At 60.3% G+C, this 15,662-nt stretch carries 14 protein-coding genes; 2 read left to right on the top strand and 12 right to left on the bottom strand.

Annotated features, from left to right (window positions below):
- Positions 1–371 precede the first annotated feature (371 nt).
- Entirely contained in the window at positions 372–1,415 is a 1,044-nt protein-coding gene (locus tag HJ583_RS05365) for a DUF4034 domain-containing protein (RefSeq protein ID WP_170020941.1), read from the bottom strand.
- A gap of 351 nt (positions 1,416–1,766) precedes the next feature.
- Between HJ583_RS05365 and dctP the strand changes: the two genes are divergently transcribed.
- On the top strand, positions 1,767–2,753 hold the full coding sequence (gene dctP, locus HJ583_RS05360; RefSeq protein WP_170020940.1) for a TRAP transporter substrate-binding protein DctP: 987 nt from the start codon (positions 1,767–1,769) through the stop codon (positions 2,751–2,753).
- Between the two features lie 337 nt (positions 2,754–3,090).
- Here the strand turns inward: dctP and HJ583_RS05355 are convergent, their stop codons facing one another.
- Entirely contained in the window at positions 3,091–4,317 is a 1,227-nt protein-coding gene (locus tag HJ583_RS05355; protein WP_170020939.1) for a serine hydrolase domain-containing protein, read from the bottom strand.
- 392 nt (positions 4,318–4,709) lie between these two features.
- On the opposite strand from HJ583_RS05355, the gene HJ583_RS05350 reads away from it, so the two are divergent.
- Positions 4,710–5,624 carry a hypothetical protein gene (locus HJ583_RS05350; RefSeq protein ID WP_170020938.1) on the top strand — a complete coding sequence of 305 codons (915 nt, stop codon included), beginning with the start codon at positions 4,710–4,712 and terminating at the stop codon, positions 5,622–5,624.
- A 141-nt stretch (positions 5,625–5,765) separates the two neighbouring features.
- Here the strand turns inward: HJ583_RS05350 and HJ583_RS05345 are convergent, their stop codons facing one another.
- From HJ583_RS05345 to HJ583_RS05300, 10 genes are all read right to left on the bottom strand, one after another.
- Positions 5,766–6,062: a putative quinol monooxygenase gene (locus HJ583_RS05345; RefSeq protein ID WP_217423262.1), complete on the bottom strand. Its 297-nt coding sequence runs from the start codon at positions 6,060–6,062 to the stop codon at positions 5,766–5,768.
- Positions 6,063–6,146: 84 nt separating this feature from the next.
- The gene (locus tag HJ583_RS05340; RefSeq protein WP_170020937.1) at positions 6,147–7,433 is read right to left on the bottom strand and encodes an ankyrin repeat domain-containing protein; all 1,287 of its coding nucleotides are present in this window, start codon (positions 7,431–7,433) and stop codon (positions 6,147–6,149) included.
- 169 nt (positions 7,434–7,602) lie between these two features.
- Complete coding sequence (locus HJ583_RS05335; protein WP_170021332.1) at positions 7,603–7,743, bottom strand: ATP-binding domain-containing protein; 141 nt, start codon at positions 7,741–7,743, stop codon at positions 7,603–7,605.
- Positions 7,744–7,864: 121 nt separating this feature from the next.
- Positions 7,865–8,242, bottom strand: a complete 378-nt coding sequence (locus HJ583_RS05330; protein ID WP_170020936.1) for a PH domain-containing protein — start codon at positions 8,240–8,242, stop codon at positions 7,865–7,867.
- Between the two features lie 34 nt (positions 8,243–8,276).
- Positions 8,277–9,131 (bottom strand): hypothetical protein, encoded by an 855-nt coding sequence (locus HJ583_RS05325; RefSeq protein WP_170020935.1) that lies wholly within the window; start codon positions 9,129–9,131, stop codon positions 8,277–8,279.
- A 1,204-nt stretch (positions 9,132–10,335) separates the two neighbouring features.
- Entirely contained in the window at positions 10,336–12,366 is a 2,031-nt protein-coding gene (locus tag HJ583_RS05320) for a methyl-accepting chemotaxis protein (protein WP_170020934.1), read from the bottom strand.
- Between the two features lie 511 nt (positions 12,367–12,877).
- Positions 12,878–13,978 carry a hypothetical protein gene (locus HJ583_RS05315; RefSeq protein ID WP_170020933.1) on the bottom strand — a complete coding sequence of 367 codons (1,101 nt, stop codon included), beginning with the start codon at positions 13,976–13,978 and terminating at the stop codon, positions 12,878–12,880.
- Positions 13,979–14,320: 342 nt separating this feature from the next.
- On the bottom strand, positions 14,321–14,821 hold the full coding sequence (locus HJ583_RS05310) for an SRPBCC family protein (RefSeq protein WP_170020932.1): 501 nt from the start codon (positions 14,819–14,821) through the stop codon (positions 14,321–14,323).
- A 2-nt stretch (positions 14,822–14,823) separates the two neighbouring features.
- Positions 14,824–15,258: a VOC family protein gene (locus HJ583_RS05305; RefSeq protein ID WP_170020931.1), complete on the bottom strand. Its 435-nt coding sequence runs from the start codon at positions 15,256–15,258 to the stop codon at positions 14,824–14,826.
- Positions 15,259–15,291: 33 nt separating this feature from the next.
- Positions 15,292–15,639, bottom strand: a complete 348-nt coding sequence (locus HJ583_RS05300; protein ID WP_170020930.1) for a GFA family protein — start codon at positions 15,637–15,639, stop codon at positions 15,292–15,294.
- Between the last annotated feature and the right edge of the window lie 23 nt (positions 15,640–15,662).

The following is a 15,662-nucleotide window of genomic DNA, read 5'->3' as shown; positions in this document are numbered from 1 at the left end:
ACGACGAACTGTAAATGCCATCCGCCTAACTGAACGGTACTAGGGATCAAGCGGGGCATTTCATCCTCCATATGGCAGGCACGCTCACATATATGCGAGAAGACCTGAACGACGCGGAAAGTCCAGCCCCGGCGGTCGGCCGGGAATCCGCTTGTCATTCTATCGACGAGCTCGCCTTCGCAAGACGCGCGGGCAGCCCCCGCTCGCGCTTTGCTGAGCTGTTGTTGTTTTAGGGAAACATTGTCAAGCCACGGACGGCCTCCATCCGGCCGGAAATTCCCAACCATTCGGGCGGCTTGCGTGCTCCGAGCAGAGAAAAGAGCTGGGAGTACTGCAGCTTGTCACTGGGCAAAAGACAAGCCTCGGGATTCCTAGCCTGCCGCCGTCGCCAGCTCGCGCTTGACCCGATCAAACACGAAACCCGGGTTTGCTTGCTCTTTCACACCCTTTGCGATCCAGCACCAGGGCACGGTTTCAATTTCGTCGTGCAAGGCATTCACCAAACTTCTGGCCTCAGGGAAGGCGCCACACAGATAACAAGCCGCCGCGAAATGGTTGATGGCCATTGCCGAAAATCCGCCGCTGACTTGTTCAAGCTTTTCATCCAGCGTGGCCGGCGTAGCCGCCAACCACTTATAAAGCGCCACCCGCACCCTTTCTGCATTTTCCAGAGAGCGCATCTGCTTCAATGCGGCATGCCCCTCAGCCAGCGCAAACTCGCAATAAGCGGCGGCAAGCAGGCTATGCAAAATGCTTCCCTTCCCCGCTTTGGCAGAAACGGCGTTTGCAAAAGCGAACATCTCCCGATGACTCCCTCCCCACTTTTCAGTGGTCGCCATGAAATACCGCCAATGCGAAGGCCAGTGCATCGGAACCCTGCCCGTAGCCTCAGCAAACAAACGCTCAATCTCCTCGCGCTCGCCAGTGCCGCCCATCTTCGCGAGAATCAGCCAGCCCAAAGCTGCAGAGGATGAGGGATCCAGCGCCACGGCCGCATTCAACACACTTTGCGCACGCTCCAGATACTCCAGGAAGGGGGCCCATTGCGCCTCATCCACATCCTCGGCATAACTCGAACCGCGCCTCTTCCAGCCCGCCGTAATCAGGCAAGCCCCCAGAACAGTATGTGCCAGCGCAGAAGAAGGCCTTGCGCTCTGCCAGGCAGAAGCCAGATCAGCAGCCTCTTCCAGATCCGCAAAACTGGCGATCAACCGTTCCAGATTCTCCTCGGAGAGCGCCTTCATCAAAGCTTCGGCTTCCTGAAACTCCGCCAGCGTCAGCTTTTGAAGGAAACGCCCCAGTGACGCAGGAGGCGTGCCATCCACCACGATAGATTTGGGCTTCAAACCAAGCACAGACAAAAAACGCATGCGCCCTCCTCGGGCATCAAAAAAGTAGCTTGGGACGGCGCGCAAACACCACCATCCGGAACAAGGCCCCGCATTATGCTCGGAGGACATTTCCGGCGGGTTTACCCCCGGGGCATCGCTCCCGCATCGAAGACTCCATCCTGAGCAGGGGCGCCTCATGCACGTGCGCAAGCGTAAAACTGTTTGCGCGCTCTGCCCCTCTCCTCAGGGCGGGCCCAGCGCCTCATCCTGCCGGATTTTCAGTAGCTGAACAGGCTTTCACGCTGCGGGCAGGAAACAATTTCCCCCGGCGAAATTAACCTTTGTTTTCATGGCTTTCCGTACCGTCTCCTAGAGTTTCCAGACACAAGGCATTTCATATCCCTCTTGCCCTGAAAACTTCACAGAAAGACACGGATGACCCCCACGCGACGATTTGCATCCATCACCCTCCTTAGCTTCAGTCTGGCGTGGTCCGCAGCGGGCAGCGCAGCCGTCAATCTGGTCGTGTCTGATCAGCAAACGTCCGATCATCCGGTTGTTCGCACACTGGAGTTTTTCGGCCAGCGGCTCACGCAAGCCACCCGAGGCGATCTCACGGTCACGGTAAAGGCCAATGGCTCGGCAGGCAGCGAGCATGACGCGATACTGGCCCTGCAAAACGGCACCCAAGCCCTTGCCCGACTCAATCTTGGCGCGCTCAGCGAGCAATCATCCGCCGCCACACTCGCCAGCCTGCCCTATCTGTTCCGCTCCAGCGATCACATGGGGAAAGTGCTCAAGGGAGACTTCGGTCAGCGTCTGGATCAGGAGCTGGAGCAGAAAGGCCTGATCCGCCTGGCGTATTTCGAAAGCGCCCCACGCAACTTCTATTGCATGAAGCCGATCCGCTCGCAGGCCGATTTCGCCGGTCGCAAGATCCGCGTTCTGCCATCCCCGGTGTTCGAAGACCTGATCCGCAATCTGGGCGGCACGCCAGTGCCCATGTCCTTCAACAAGATTCCGGAAGCACTGCGCGCCGGCGAGCTCGACTGTGTGGATGGCGGAACCGTGAATTTCGTTGCGGCCGAGCACCACAAGATCACCCCCTGGCTGATGCAGGACGAGCACCTGCTGCTGCCCGAAGTGCTGCTGATCTCGAAAAAAACCTGGAGCACGCTGAGCACTGCGCAGCAAGACGCGATCCGGCAGAGCGCGCAGGATGCCAGCGGCCACATGACCAAACTCTGGACGGATCAGGAAAGTGCCGCACTCACGACCGCCAAGAAAGCCGGCGTCACCGTGGTTCCCCGCTCGCAGATCTCGATGACCGGCATCGAATCCCTGGCCATCAAGACCTACAACAAATACATCAAGAACTCTCAGGATCTTGAAACGATCATCCGGATCATGTCGGTGAAGTAAGCACGGGCTCGGCACAGGGCGCAGCCTGCGCCCTTGCCCGGGCCCGCGGCCACCCGCGCATCAAAGCGCGCCAATTCATCGCCCCGCACCGCCAGCAACATCCGCCGGCTCTCATCGCCATCCAAAATATCTTCGCCCCGCCCCACGCAAAGTGAGGCGATAAACCGCCCCTCAAACTCGATCCGCAAGGGCCGGGACCTCTGAATGCACCGATGAACGAACTTCGATCATCGGGGCTCAGGAGGCGGAGAGGCAAAAGGCAAGGCCTGCGCTCATCGCCGCCGGCACCTGCCTGATCGACCGGGACAGAAGACTGGGCCCGCCCCTTTCCCGCTTCTCAGAGCTTGTCGATGGGGGTGTTTCTGAACCACTCCCAGAACTTGTCCGAGTCTTTGATGTGATCAAAGTCCAGCGCGAAAATGATCATGAAGCTGTTGCTCCTGGGGTCGAGGTAAAACCGTTGCCCATGGTTACCCAAACCCGCAAACCAGGTATCTGCCTTGTCACTCCGGACCCAGGCCTGATAACCGTAGCGCGCAAAATTTTCATTTTCTGATCGCGGTACGGCGACCGTATCGGAATACATGCGCTTCACCCAGTCCGGGCTGGCGATCACGACGCCATTTGCCGAGCCCCCATTCACCATCAGGTTTGCCAACAAGGCATAGTCCGGCAGCGTGGCGTAAAACCCGCTGGACCCGGTGGTCAATTCAGGATTCTGGCTGGGGCTCAGCCAGGCTGCGCGGTTCGAAGTCCCGAGCTTTTGCCAGACTGCCTGCTCAAAGAACCGCCGCAAGGGCATGCCGGTCTTTTCCGTGATCAGCATGCTGAGGCTGTCGCTGCAATGCGGGTCGTAGGCAAAGGTTTTCCCGGGGGGATTCGCAGGCAGCTCCTGGTAGTAGGCATACAGGTCTCGTCCGCCTTTATCCTTGGCAGCAAAGCGCACGGCGGCGTAGCGGGCGGCACTGCCATCGATTCCGTCATCCACCCATTTGAAATCGTGCCCGCACTGCATGTTCAGGGTTTGTCGCAGCGTCGCACTGGCAATCGCACTCCCCTGCAAGCGGGGCACCAGCGCCCCCATCCTTGCGTCCAGATCAATCGCCGTGCCTTGCTGAATCAGCGCGCCCAGGCTGAAACCCGTAATGATCTTTGCGATTGACTGACTATCGAACATTGAACTAGCCGAGGTGCCGTACTGGTACTGCTCAAACACCAGCTTCCCGTTCTTGCCGAGGGCCATCCCCATGATCGGATGCTTTTTCAGCAGATCAGCAGGGTTGTGCATGAAGCCGAATTTCACGGGCGCTTTATCCAGTGGCGTCGCCACAGCGCTGGGCTGTATCCACACGGGCTTGTCGGCATACAGCGCTTTCAAGGCCCTGCCATCAAAAGCCCCCAGGCGATTAGGAGGATTCACCCTGAACGGCCACCCGGCCTCATAAGCAGAGCTCTGGTCCTTGCCGTAAATATTTTCCTTGGGCTCTGCATGCACCGGGAGCGTCAGCGTTGCCGCAAAGAGCGTCAGGAGAACCGGCTTGAAAGAGAAATTCATGGATGTCATGAGACATGCCCCCGAAAGAATCTCCCTGAAACCTAGCTCACTCGAAATACCAGGACAAGGCGCAGAAATCACGCCCGAAGGAGATCCCGCACCTGATCCGCAAGGGCCGGGACATCTGAACGCCCCGATGAACGAGCTCAGATCATCGGGGCTCAGGAAGCGGAGAGGCAAAAGGCAAGGCCTGCCTCCGTACGCCCAGAAATGCAGGGGCACATCGCGCACCATGACTGACCTCGATTTCGTAGAAATCCAGGCGCGCATTGCACACCCTTACAGCGCACCGCGCACCACATAGCCCAGTTAAAGGGCTCCATGCGCATCCGAGCGTGGTTTCTTGCGTTTGTCATCGGACTCTTCTGGCTGACTCGCTTTCTCTATCGATCAACTTCACCATGTCCCTGCTCCGTCATTTCCTGATTTCGATCACCTGCGTCCTCACAGCCAGCTCTGCGTGGAGCGCGGTTCAGATCGAAGACACGATCACCTATCTGCCCACGGCACAGCCTGACAACGCCGCCTGTACCTGGGAACCCGGCATCGCAAAAGCCGCCATTGCCCACTCCGAAGGAACCCTCGTCCCCTTGAGCGGAACGCCAACAGCCGGCGACACCCGGCTGTCCATTCAAGTGATCGGATTCAAGCTCGAGCGCTCACCCCGAGAGAGCCAATACACCGTACGCATGCGGGCAAACGTCACGCAAGGCAGCAAGCTCCTCGCCACCCAGGACTTCGATGAAGAGGAGTCCTTCAAAGACAGCCAGACCGCCTGCACCGCCCTGACCCAGATCGGCACATCCCTTGGCGAAAGCGCTGGCGAATGGATATCGCAAACGCGGCTCCCGGCCTGTGACGAAGCATGTACCGGCCTCCATCCGGATGAAACAATCATCGTGGGCGCAGAGGTACTGATCGGTGACGCCGATGCCATCAACGACACCGTGCGCAACGACTGCCATTTCCAGACGGCGCTGGTCACACGCCTGGTAAAAGCCTTCAATGAAGGCGACACCCCTCCGCGTGCCAAGCTCGAAGCGCGCAGTATCGACATCGAAAAATACAGCGGGCGGCGCCTGATCCTTCGCGTGAACAATGTTCATGCGCTCGGCGGAGGCGGCCTCTCCGGCCCCAAGTGGATGAACATGTCAGGCGAATTGCGTGATGGCAACATGCTCGTCGGCAGTTTCCGTTCGCATACCAGATCGGGGCGCGGCCTCACGACCTGTCGATCCGTCGACTCGCTCAGCGAAAGCACGGTAGAGATGATTACCGAGTGGTTGAGCAATCCCTCGCTAGACGCCAAACTCTGAACGGATTTCCAGAGATCCCCGGTGTTTCCGGAGTGAATCCAGGGTGCTGGCCGCAGCGCTTGAACGCTTCATTCCGCGCCCCCTGAATCAACGCGGGCAAGCTGAGCTTCCGAAGCCGAGTGCGCGGCGCATACGGCAGGATCAGCGGCCCACCGGGCTCATCCTGATGACGCTCGCCGGCTTCGCGCGGAAGGAAGGATTTCGCGCCACCGCCGCGACCATGTGCGCCGTTTTGCCATGCGCCGCCAGTGCTTCCTGTGACGCCCACTTCTCGACGAGAATGAATTTGTTTTCATCCTCGTCATCGCTGAAGAGCTCATATTGAATGCAGCCCGGCTCGGCGAGCACCAGCGGGCGGAGCGCTTCGAAGGCCTCGATCTGAATCGCGCGCTTGCCCGGCTGCACTTCGATCATTACGAGCAGATTGATTTCTTCCATGAGTTTTCCAGTTTATTCAGGGTGGAGAGGAAACAATGAGACTGATTAGCATTGAAATGCTTGAATTCAAGCCCCCTGCATTTACTATTCCGTTAGACCCCTACCACGCAACAGAGTCGCTACGTCGCTGAATCCCTTGGCATTTGCTTGAGCCAGAAGAGTCGGAGCATTTGGGACTGTACTTACATCCGCGCCATGCTCAATCAGGTATCGGGCAATGTCCGGCTTATCCCAAGCAATTGCAGCCCCTACTGGTCGGGAGCGACTAGTTGCTACTTTGATGTCCGCGCCGAACTCCAAAAGCAATTTCACCTTATCAAGAGACTCTATGGAGGCCCGCGTGAGAGGACTTAGGCCCAGCATGCCCGGCTTATTCGGGTTCGCGCCGTGTTCAAGTAGCAACCGCATCATGTCCGACGATTGGCCGGCGATTGACGCATCGAGCGGCGTGGACCCCATGAGGTTTTTCTCGTCCTTGTAGAAAGCGTTGTCACTCCCATCGCTCGGCACGGGATATGTAACTCGCAAATTAACGTCGGCGCACTGACTGATAAGGTATTCAGCCGCTGCAATGTTCGCGCTTACCGCCGCATGTACGAGCGCAGGAACCCTTGTAGGGTCGTTCAGGTCCGCACCATGCCTTACAAATAACGTAAGTAAAGCAAGCGAGTCATTTCCATTTCCGTAAAAGACATTCTTATGACTAACGGATACATCATCAAATACGGAATTCAGAACGTCTTCGCTGACGCCAATGGTGAGAATGTCAGAAACGATCTGCAGGTCGCCTTGCTTTGTTGCCTCGCTAAGACGCTCCTCCATAGTGGCGAGGTCGATGGCTCCAATGCGCTCATGAGCGATTTTTTTTTGCTCTTGAGTGGGAACCGCAGCAACTCGACTGCACTTTCTAAGTGTGTTCGATTTATGATAAATGTATGATCCAACCAAGTTCTGAGATGCAGATTCTTGCTTGGCGCTACCACCATAGTTTTTGTTCGCAGCGTAGACGACACATAGCAAAACAGGAACCATTAGAACTGCAAATAATTTTCCAATCTTAGAGGGAAGTCGATTGTTTTGATGATCTGGACGAACATCGGTATCCATACTTCCATTTTTTGCAGATTTGCTCAAATCGATAACCAACTTTCGATCATATGCCTCTCTTCGCTGTGGTGATGCAAGGATCTCAACCGCATACATGAATTCCGCGTTCATACATGTATCGGCAGCCTTAATCCCGGCTATGGCCACATTGACGGCCTCGTCCGAGCTGCTTGCCGGGATGCAAAGCTGATCGTAAAGGGATGCGCGTTTCGCATGTAGCAGCCGTTCTGCAAGCTCGACTCGCAATTTATCAAGTTCGGTCATTTCGTTCTTCTCGGGTCATTTATCTATCGGTCTTGCGTTACGGTGTGCGAACGCTCTTGTCTTCCTCGTTCGTGCGGCATGGACCGTTTGCGGAGCGCAGGGTTAAGTCAAAGGGAGCAGCAGAGTCTGGTCTTGAATTGCAGCATTTTTCATTGCCTTGTGCGTCTGCTCACACATTTCCACTCCCCACCAACACCAACCTCTCCGTCGCCCGCGTCATCACGACATAGAGCAAGCGCGCTTCTTCCTCATCCGCTTCCTGCCCGGCAAGCGAGCCCGCCCCCGGGATCACCACCAGCGAAAACTCCAGCCCCTTGCTGCTGGGGGAACACCGGGGTCAGGTCTTGAATTTAAGCATCTAGGCATGAGCCAATTTTGTCGTTCGAATAACGGGACCAGGCCTTTCCTTTTGCCTCTTCCCCATCAAAAACTCACCCCAACACATGCATCGCCAGCACCTGCTGCAAATCGTAGATGCTGACTTTCTTGTTGAATTTCTTCGCAATCGGCATCGGATCGCTGCCCACCCAGATCTTGAGTTCGGCATCCAGATCGAAGGTGCCGACAGTTTCGATGCTGAATTTTGTGATCTTGCTGTAGGGCATCGAGAGGTAATCGATCTTGCTGCCGGTGAGCCCCTGGACATTCACCAGGATCAGGCGCTTGTTGGTAAATACGAAGGTATCGCGCAACACCACGAATCCCACTTCAAAACTCTCGCCCTCAACCAGGAGGCGGCCATAGTCCGCCGCGAGCTTGTCCGCCGGTACGACGCCTGCATTCCCCAATAGCCCGGACAGAATTCCCATCTCGCTCTCCTCTCAACGCACCAAAAAAACTGCTTTATTTCGCGCCCTGCTCGCTCTTTCCCGCTTTCGGGTTCGCACTCAGGCTCACCTCAATTTCGATCCCGTCGCGCGGAATGACTTGAACCACTTTCTGCTCTGGCACATAGATCGCGAGCAGGCTGTCTGAGCTATCAATCAGGAAGCCGCGCAGATTCGGTTTGTTTTCACGCCGCACCGTGATGCATCGTTTGGTGAGGTCGGCTTGATCGCAGCCCTGGGCGTAAAGCTTCTTGTCGTGCTCGGCGCTGGTTTTGGCTGAATCAACCGCAATCCATGCCGGCAGAAAAATGAAGGTCACGGTGACTATTGGCGCAACGGCAATCACGACACATACGCACGCTACATAGCCGTAGCAAAGTACTGTTGCAAGAAGCCATTTCGGAAACTTCTTTGCCCAGTTCCACAGAGACTGAACCGGCAGACCGTCTTTTCCATAAAGGAGCAGGCAGGTCACCACACTCGTCAGGGTGGCAACCGTTACGCCCCATATAGCAAGCTTCCACCACTCTGTTTTAAAGAAAATCCACAACTTGATCATCCCTAAGAGCATGACCTGATAGCCACTGATCAAGATCCACTCGATGGACTTCGGGAACAAGTCGGAATCCAGCCCCCAATCTCTGAGGTACTCGCTGTGCTGGACATAGCCAACCAGGTGCAGGATCAATCCACCCAGGGTGACAAGGACTGCGCTCCATTTCAGCAAGGAGCGACCAAGACCCAGCAAGGGATTTTCTTCAGGCGCCGTGCTCGGCGAAGAGGGGGATTTGGCGTCTTGCGCAGCATGCTGCGCCGCGCGGGCTTCGCTTTCCGGATCGTCTTCCCGCCACTGCCGTGCTTCGCCCGCCATGTCGCCCCTCCGATGTTTTTGTCATTCTATGAGGACAAACGGCGCCTCCGGAACGACCGGCGCACGATCCAGATCAAGTCTGCGGGGAATTTGTTGTTCGGCGTGAACAAATGCACGGCGAATCGGCTGATACGAAGCCGGGCTTCGGCACAAGGCGGCGGGGCCGGAATTGAATGCTAGGGCCTGTGCGGCTGAAGCCGCACCTACGGGTTCCGATAGGAATGCCGGGCGGGCTCGGGGGCCCGGCCCGTGCTGAAGCTGAGCGCGTGTTGGTGTAGGGCCAGCTTCAGCCGGCGGGGCCGGAATTGAATGCTGGGGCCCGTGCGGCTGAAGCCGCACCTACGGGTTCCGATCGGAATGCCGGGCAGGCTCGGGGGCGCTGCCTGGCTGGGCCTGGGCGTGTGTTTCTGTAGGGCCGGCTTCAGCCGGCGGGGCCGGAATTGAATGCTGGGGCCTGTGCGGCTGAAGCCGCACCTACGGGTTCCGATAGAAATGCCGGGCGGGCTCGGGGGCGCTGCCCGGGCTGGGGCTGGGCGCGTGTTGGTGTAGGGCCGGCTTCAGCCGGCGGGGCCGGAATTGAATGCTGGGGCCCGTGCGGCTGAAGCCGCACCTACGGGTTCCGATAGGAATGACGGGCGGGTTCTGGGGCGAGGCCCGGGCTGGGGCTGAGCGCGTGTTTGTGTAGGGCCGGCTTCAGCCGGCGGGGCCCGGATTGAGTGCGGGGCCCGTGCGGCTGAAGCCGCACCTACGGGTTCCGATAGGAATGCCGGGCGGGCTCGGGGGCGCGGCCCGGGCTGAGGCTGAGCGCGCGCTTGTGTAGGGCCGGCTTCAGCCGGCGGGGCCGGAATTGAATGCTGGGGCCTGTGCGGCTGAAGGCGCACCTACGGGTTCCGATAGGAATGCCGGGCGGGTTCGGGGGCGCTGCCCGGGCTGGAGCTGAGCGCGCGCTTGTGTAGGGCCGGCTTCAGCCGGCGGGACCCGGATTGAGCGCGGGGCCTGTGCGGCTGAAGCCGCACCTACGGGTTCCGATAGGAATGCCGGGCGGGTTCGGGGGCGCGGCCCGGGCTGGGCGCGTGTTGGTGTAGGGCCGGCTTCAGCCGGCGGGGCCCGGAGTGAGTGCGGGGGCCTGTGCGGCTGAAGCCGCACCTACGAGGGAAGCGGCTTGGCTTGTTGCCCGGCTTCCGTCAGCTTCGCCCCTGCCCTCTCAATCGATACGGAAGCGTGAGATCGAGGCACTCATAGCGTCGGCCATTTCCTGGAGCTGATCGGCCACGCCGGAGGAGGCGCGGGCGTTGTCGGTGGTGCTTTCGGAGAGTTCGGCGATGTGGCGCACTTCGGTATCGAGGCGGCCGCTGGCGGCGTTCTGGTCGCGCAGAGCGCCAACGATGCTCTGGGTGGCGGTGGCAATGGCGGTGGCACCGTGCTGCACTTCGTCGATCACGCCACGCGCGCGCTCGACGGCGGTGACGCCTTCATTGACGAGGGTGACGGCGCTTTCCATGGCCGAGGAAACCACCCGGGCACCACTCTGGATGGAGTGGATCATGGCGGTGATTTCCTGGGTGGATGAGCCGGTGCGCTCGGCGAGCTTGCGCACTTCGTCGGCCACCACGGCAAAACCACGCCCCTGCTCCCCGGCACGGGCGGCTTCGATGGCGGCGTTGAGCGCGAGGAGGTTGGTCTGGTCGGCAATCTCCTTGATGATCGAGACGACCGCGCTGATGCTCTGAGCATCGCCATCGAGCTTGCCGATCTGGGCGGTGGCGCCACCCACGGCGTTTTCGATGCGGGTGATGTGCTCGCGCACCACGGAGATTTCGGTGAAGCCGCTGTCTGCACAGGCAAGCATGCGGGAAGCGAGTTCCTGGGCGCTTTCGGAGGAGGCGGTGACGCTGGCGATGGATTCAGTCATGTGCTGCACGCCATTGGCGGCGTTCATGGCGGCATCGGTCTGGCGGGCCGCCACCTGTGCCACGTCAGCAGCGGCTTCCGCAATGCCGTGGGCATTGTAGGTAAGGGATTGGGCGTTGCTGCGCAGCTCGCCAACGAGGCTGCCGATGCGGCGCACGGTGGTTTCGAGGCTCATGCTGATGAGATCGATCTCGTTGCGGGTGTGTGGATCGATCTGACCGTTACCGGTGCTGCTGAAATCCCCTTCGCCGATCTTGTGCAGGCGGGCCACCACGGCAGCCACCGGGCGCAGCTGGCGCGTGATGAAGAGCCACAGCAGCACGCTGAGCAGGATCGCGGCCAGCGCACCGGCGATCATGATGCCGTTGCGCAGGGAGGCACTGGCGCGGGTGTAGACCTCGATAGCGCCGGTGCGCGCCACCACCACACCGCCCCAGGCATCGGATTTCTCCCACACGGCAATACGCCGCTCATTGCTGCCGGCGGCGGCATATTCGAGCACGCCTTCGCGCTCCTTGAGCAGGGGTTCGAACACCGGCTGGCCGGAGGCGTCCGGCAGATCCTTGGCGAGTTGTTTGCCTTCCAGTGTGGGGTGGAACATCAGGCTGCCGGCCCGCGCGCCAGCACTGAAGGCGACGAAGGTTTCATCCCCCTTCTGGCCGGTTTTCAGTGCGCTGCGCAGGCTGGTGAAAACATCTGCCAGATCGAAGCCGACGAACAGAATGGCATTGACTTGGCCATCGGCACCCCGCACTGGCAGGTATTTGGTCAGGTAGTTGCGGCCAAAGAGCGTGGCCAGCCCGAGATAGGGTTCGCCTGCGAGCATGCGGGCGTAGGCCGGGTGATCGTGGGCGAGTTTGGTGCCGATGGCGCGCTCGCCGCTCTCGATCTTGAGCGAGGTGGTGGCGCGCACGAAATCCTGTCCGTCGCGCACGAAGAGCGTGGCGACGCCACCGGTGGATTTGGAGAAGGCATCCACAGCGCGGTAATCGGCATTGAGCGGCTGGCCCTTGTAGCGCAGCACCGGCGCTTCGGCCTTGCCAGTGGGCATGCGTTCGGCGGGATCGACGCTGAAGCCCTCGGGGAAGGCTTCGGTGAGGATGCTGGCCACCCGATCGGTTTGCGCAGCAGAGATCTGGTAGGCGTTTTCGAGCAGCTGGCGTGAGCCCTGGACCTGCGCGTGCAAGCCCTCCTGCATGCTCTCAAGCAAGGTGGCACGCGAGGTGAGCGAAACCTGAATGACCAGGGCGCCGATGATCAGCACCGACAGTGCGACCGAGACAGTGACGAACTGCTGGGCCAGCGAGAGTTTTTTGAGATTCACGAGGGGGCTCCGATACGGGGATGTGGCTTATCGCTCTTGTCCACGCTTTATCGGCGGCCCGTCCTTAATGTTGAGCATTTTGATCGGGTACTAGCCCCTCTTTTTGGTGACGTTTTGCAAATCGCAGAGAACCGTCGGGGCAAGCCCGGACATCTTTGCGGGCGAGCATCCGCGCGCCAAATCCATCATGAGGAAACAAGCCACCTCAGCAGGAGCTACCCTGCTCGCCTGGATCTGCGGTGCCTAGGGTCTGTTGACATTCACTCGCCGGATCGCGGTGAAGCGTATGGCTTGCGGGACAAGGCGCGCAACGCAGTGCGGGGTGGCTCCCCCGCACAAGGAGTGCAACGCAGTAGCGCGAGCCATACGCTTCACCCCTCCGGGCTCGGACGCTTTGGACGTGGAGCTGCGTTGCAGCTTCTCGGCAGGGGGCCACCCTGACTTCGGCGCAGCGCCTTGCCCCCCGACCAAAGCGCCACGAGCGCGACCGGCGGATGAATGTCAACAGACCCTAGCCCGCGAGCGCGAGCCGCGCGCTCTGCCAGCCGTGGCGGGCCACGAACTGGTCCAGCGCACGGTGGAAAGCGGTATCGAAAACGTGTTCGCTCTCGATGAAGTAATCGAAGTAGCCGCGTTTGCCGACGAACTGGAAGGGCTCAAGCTGGATCGGGCGCAGGCTGCCATCCTTCATGTGGCCATCGCGCACCAGCTTGTTCATGAGCTCGATGCGCGAGACCTGCATGGCATAGGAGCTGTTCATGCCGATCTCGGTTTCCATGTCGCGCTGCTCGAAGTAGTTATCCGGCATTTCGCCGATCCAGCGCGAGTTCTGCGGCCGCACGACCCAGATCGTGGAGGGGCGCGGGTCCATGTCGCACAGCTCATTGAGGATGAACTGGCGGTGGTAGGCGCCATCGATCAGGTGCATGCCGAAGTAGGTGCGCGTGTAGCCATAGCTGTAGAGATGCAGCGCGGCTTCGACGCCCTCGGCGGTGATCGGCATGTAGACGGTGCCGGGCGTCTGCTCGTGCCAGCTCACGCCGAGCCGGCTACAGGCGGCGGCATTGAGAAACAGGAATTCCTGCCCGGTAGGCGGACAGAAGGCGTTGAACATGACCGCCGTTTCGCTTTCGGCGAGGGTATCGGCGACAAACTGGAAATACTCGGGCGAGCGGGTGGGCACCCAGGTCTGCGCCGGCAGCAGGCGGTCTGCCCACTCCTTGGGTTCGGAGAAAGGTGAGAGGAAAGACCAGCGCTCCCAGTACTCCGGCATCGCCGGGCGGAACACGCCGGGCAGGCCCTTGGCGAGCATCCACTGATTGCCGAAGGGCGCCGATTCGGCGGCCTTCGGCATCTCGGCCAGTTGTTCGCGCAGTTTTTCGCGCAGGTCGTGGCCGGCAAGGAAATGGGCCGTCCACACGATCATGCCGGAGGTACAGCTGATCACCGCAGGGCGCACATGGCGCTCCTGGGCTGCCGCCAGAAAACCTGCACCGAAGGCATTGCCGCCTCCCAGACCACCCAGCGCGAAGGCGACGGGGCCTCGCGAACTGTTGGATTCATCCGGCTCACTGCCGCTGCGCCGTGAATTGACTCGTTCCGCTGCACCCATACTGCACCTCCTGCTGCTCGCTACCTGCTGCCCGACCCGCCGGAGGACGGGCCGTTTGATTCACCTGCCCCGAAGGGCATACATAGGGTATACCTTTAGCTGCAGTGCACAAAAAGTCAATAGCCTCCGATCGCGAAGCCTCGTCAGGTGCGCCAGTCAGGCCTGTATAGCCAGCCCTCCGGCCGGCGCAAGGGCTCACGGCATGGGCGCAAACGGACCCGGGCTCCGAGGAGAGGTGTCGTCCCCTCCCCGCAACTCATGTAACAAACATTTAATCCATGAGGACGCTATGGCTAGCGCACATCCCGCCATGCGCAAGAGACACGAAGGCGGGCGGAACGCTCAGCCTAGCTGCCGGAGGTAGGCCGCAAAGCCTGCCAGCGCGCCTTGCCAGCTGCTGTCAAAGCCCATGGCCATGGCCGCTGCACGGGCCTGGGGCGAGCTGAAGCGGGCGTGGATGCTGAGGCGGGTCTGGCCGCCCTGCCCGCCAAACAGCACGGTGACCCGGCCGCGTGGCGGCAGGCCGCTGCCACAGGCGTGGCGATCATCGTCCATACCGCGATAGACGAGGCGCTCGGGCGGCAGGATCTCTTCATAGATGCCTTCGCAGGCATAGTCCTCGCCCTGCGGGCTGCGCATGCCGATGTAGAAGCGCCCGCCCACGCGCAGATCAATCTCGCAGGCGGTGGCGCTGAAGCCCGGCGGCAGCCACCAGCGGGCGGCGTGCTCCGGCTCGGTCCAGCAGCGGAAGACCAGCTCGCGCGGCGCATCGAGCAGGCGTGTGATCAAGACTTCGCTGGTGCTGTCGTCCGGCACCGCCTGCTGCATGCGGGGAGCCTCCATCTTCAGGCCTTCGGCAGCTCGAAATTCACCATCCACAGGATGCCGAACCGGTCCGCACACATGCCGAACAACGCGCCCCAGAACATCGGCTGGAAGGGCATCTGCACCTGCCCCCCTTCGGACAGGGCTGCGAACAGGCGGCGCGCTTCAGCCTCGCTCTCGGGGTGCAGGGACAGGGACACGTTGCTGCCAGTCGTAACCGGCGGGCACAGCGGCGGCAAGGCATCGCTGGCCATCAGCATGTTGGCGCCGATGGGCAGGGAGATGTGCAGGATCTTGTCGCCCAGCTCCGGCGGCAGCTCACCACCTTCGGGGCAGCCCGGACCATCCTTGTAACGCATCAGGGTGGCGAATTCACCGCCGAAAACGGACTTGTAGAAGCTGAAGGCTTCCTCGGCAGTGCCGGGAAAGTTGAGGTAGGTGTTCAGAATGGTCATGGTGGTTTCTCTCCGTTGGAAGCAGACTGGCGCTTACATTGAGCGCCCGTCGAAATGCTGCACGGGCAGCTCATCAAGCTCGATGCCTTCCAGGCAGCGGATATTGATCGCCGCCATGGCGGCCCCACCCGGCCCCACGCCTTCACCGAAGGGGTGAATGCCGCAGGTTTTGCAGAAGCGGTGCTGGATGACGTGCTTGTTGAAGGTGTAGGTCGCCAGCGCGTCCGCCGGAGTCAGCAGATGCAGGCTCACCCGCGGCACGAACCACATCAGCGCCCCTTTGCGCTGGCAGATCGAACAATTGCAGGCCATTGCGCCCGTGAGCTCGCCTTCCACCTCGAATTTCACCTGACCACAGTGACAACTTCCGCTGTATTTCATGCCGATGCTCCTGTTGTGGGTTT

This window comes from Uliginosibacterium aquaticum, from assembly GCF_012972705.2.
GTDB classification, from domain to species: domain Bacteria; phylum Pseudomonadota; class Gammaproteobacteria; order Burkholderiales; family Rhodocyclaceae; genus Uliginosibacterium; species Uliginosibacterium aquaticum.
Note: the sequence above shows the minus strand (reverse complement) of the source record. Positions and strands in the feature narration are given on the sequence as shown.

Excerpts from the sequence above, each read along its gene's own strand:
- dctP (WP_170020940.1), top strand. The coding sequence starts at position 1,767 with ATGACCCCCACGCGACGATTTGCATCCATCACCCTCCTTAGCTTCAGT.
- HJ583_RS05355 (WP_170020939.1), bottom strand. The coding sequence starts at position 4,317 with ATGACATCCATGAATTTCTCTTTCAAGCCGGTTCTCCTGACGCTCTTT.
- HJ583_RS05350 (WP_170020938.1), top strand. The coding sequence starts at position 4,710 with ATGTCCCTGCTCCGTCATTTCCTGATTTCGATCACCTGCGTCCTCACA.
- HJ583_RS05345 (WP_217423262.1), bottom strand. The coding sequence starts at position 6,062 with ATGGAAGAAATCAATCTGCTCGTAATGATCGAAGTGCAGCCGGGCAAG.
- HJ583_RS05340 (WP_170020937.1), bottom strand. The coding sequence starts at position 7,433 with ATGACCGAACTTGATAAATTGCGAGTCGAGCTTGCAGAACGGCTGCTA.
- HJ583_RS05330 (WP_170020936.1), bottom strand. The coding sequence starts at position 8,242 with ATGGGAATTCTGTCCGGGCTATTGGGGAATGCAGGCGTCGTACCGGCG.
- HJ583_RS05325 (WP_170020935.1), bottom strand. The coding sequence starts at position 9,131 with ATGGCGGGCGAAGCACGGCAGTGGCGGGAAGACGATCCGGAAAGCGAA.
- HJ583_RS05315 (WP_170020933.1), bottom strand. The coding sequence starts at position 13,978 with ATGGGTGCAGCGGAACGAGTCAATTCACGGCGCAGCGGCAGTGAGCCG.
- HJ583_RS05310 (WP_170020932.1), bottom strand. The coding sequence starts at position 14,821 with ATGGAGGCTCCCCGCATGCAGCAGGCGGTGCCGGACGACAGCACCAGC.
- HJ583_RS05305 (WP_170020931.1), bottom strand. The coding sequence starts at position 15,258 with ATGACCATTCTGAACACCTACCTCAACTTTCCCGGCACTGCCGAGGAA.
- HJ583_RS05300 (WP_170020930.1), bottom strand. The coding sequence starts at position 15,639 with ATGAAATACAGCGGAAGTTGTCACTGTGGTCAGGTGAAATTCGAGGTG.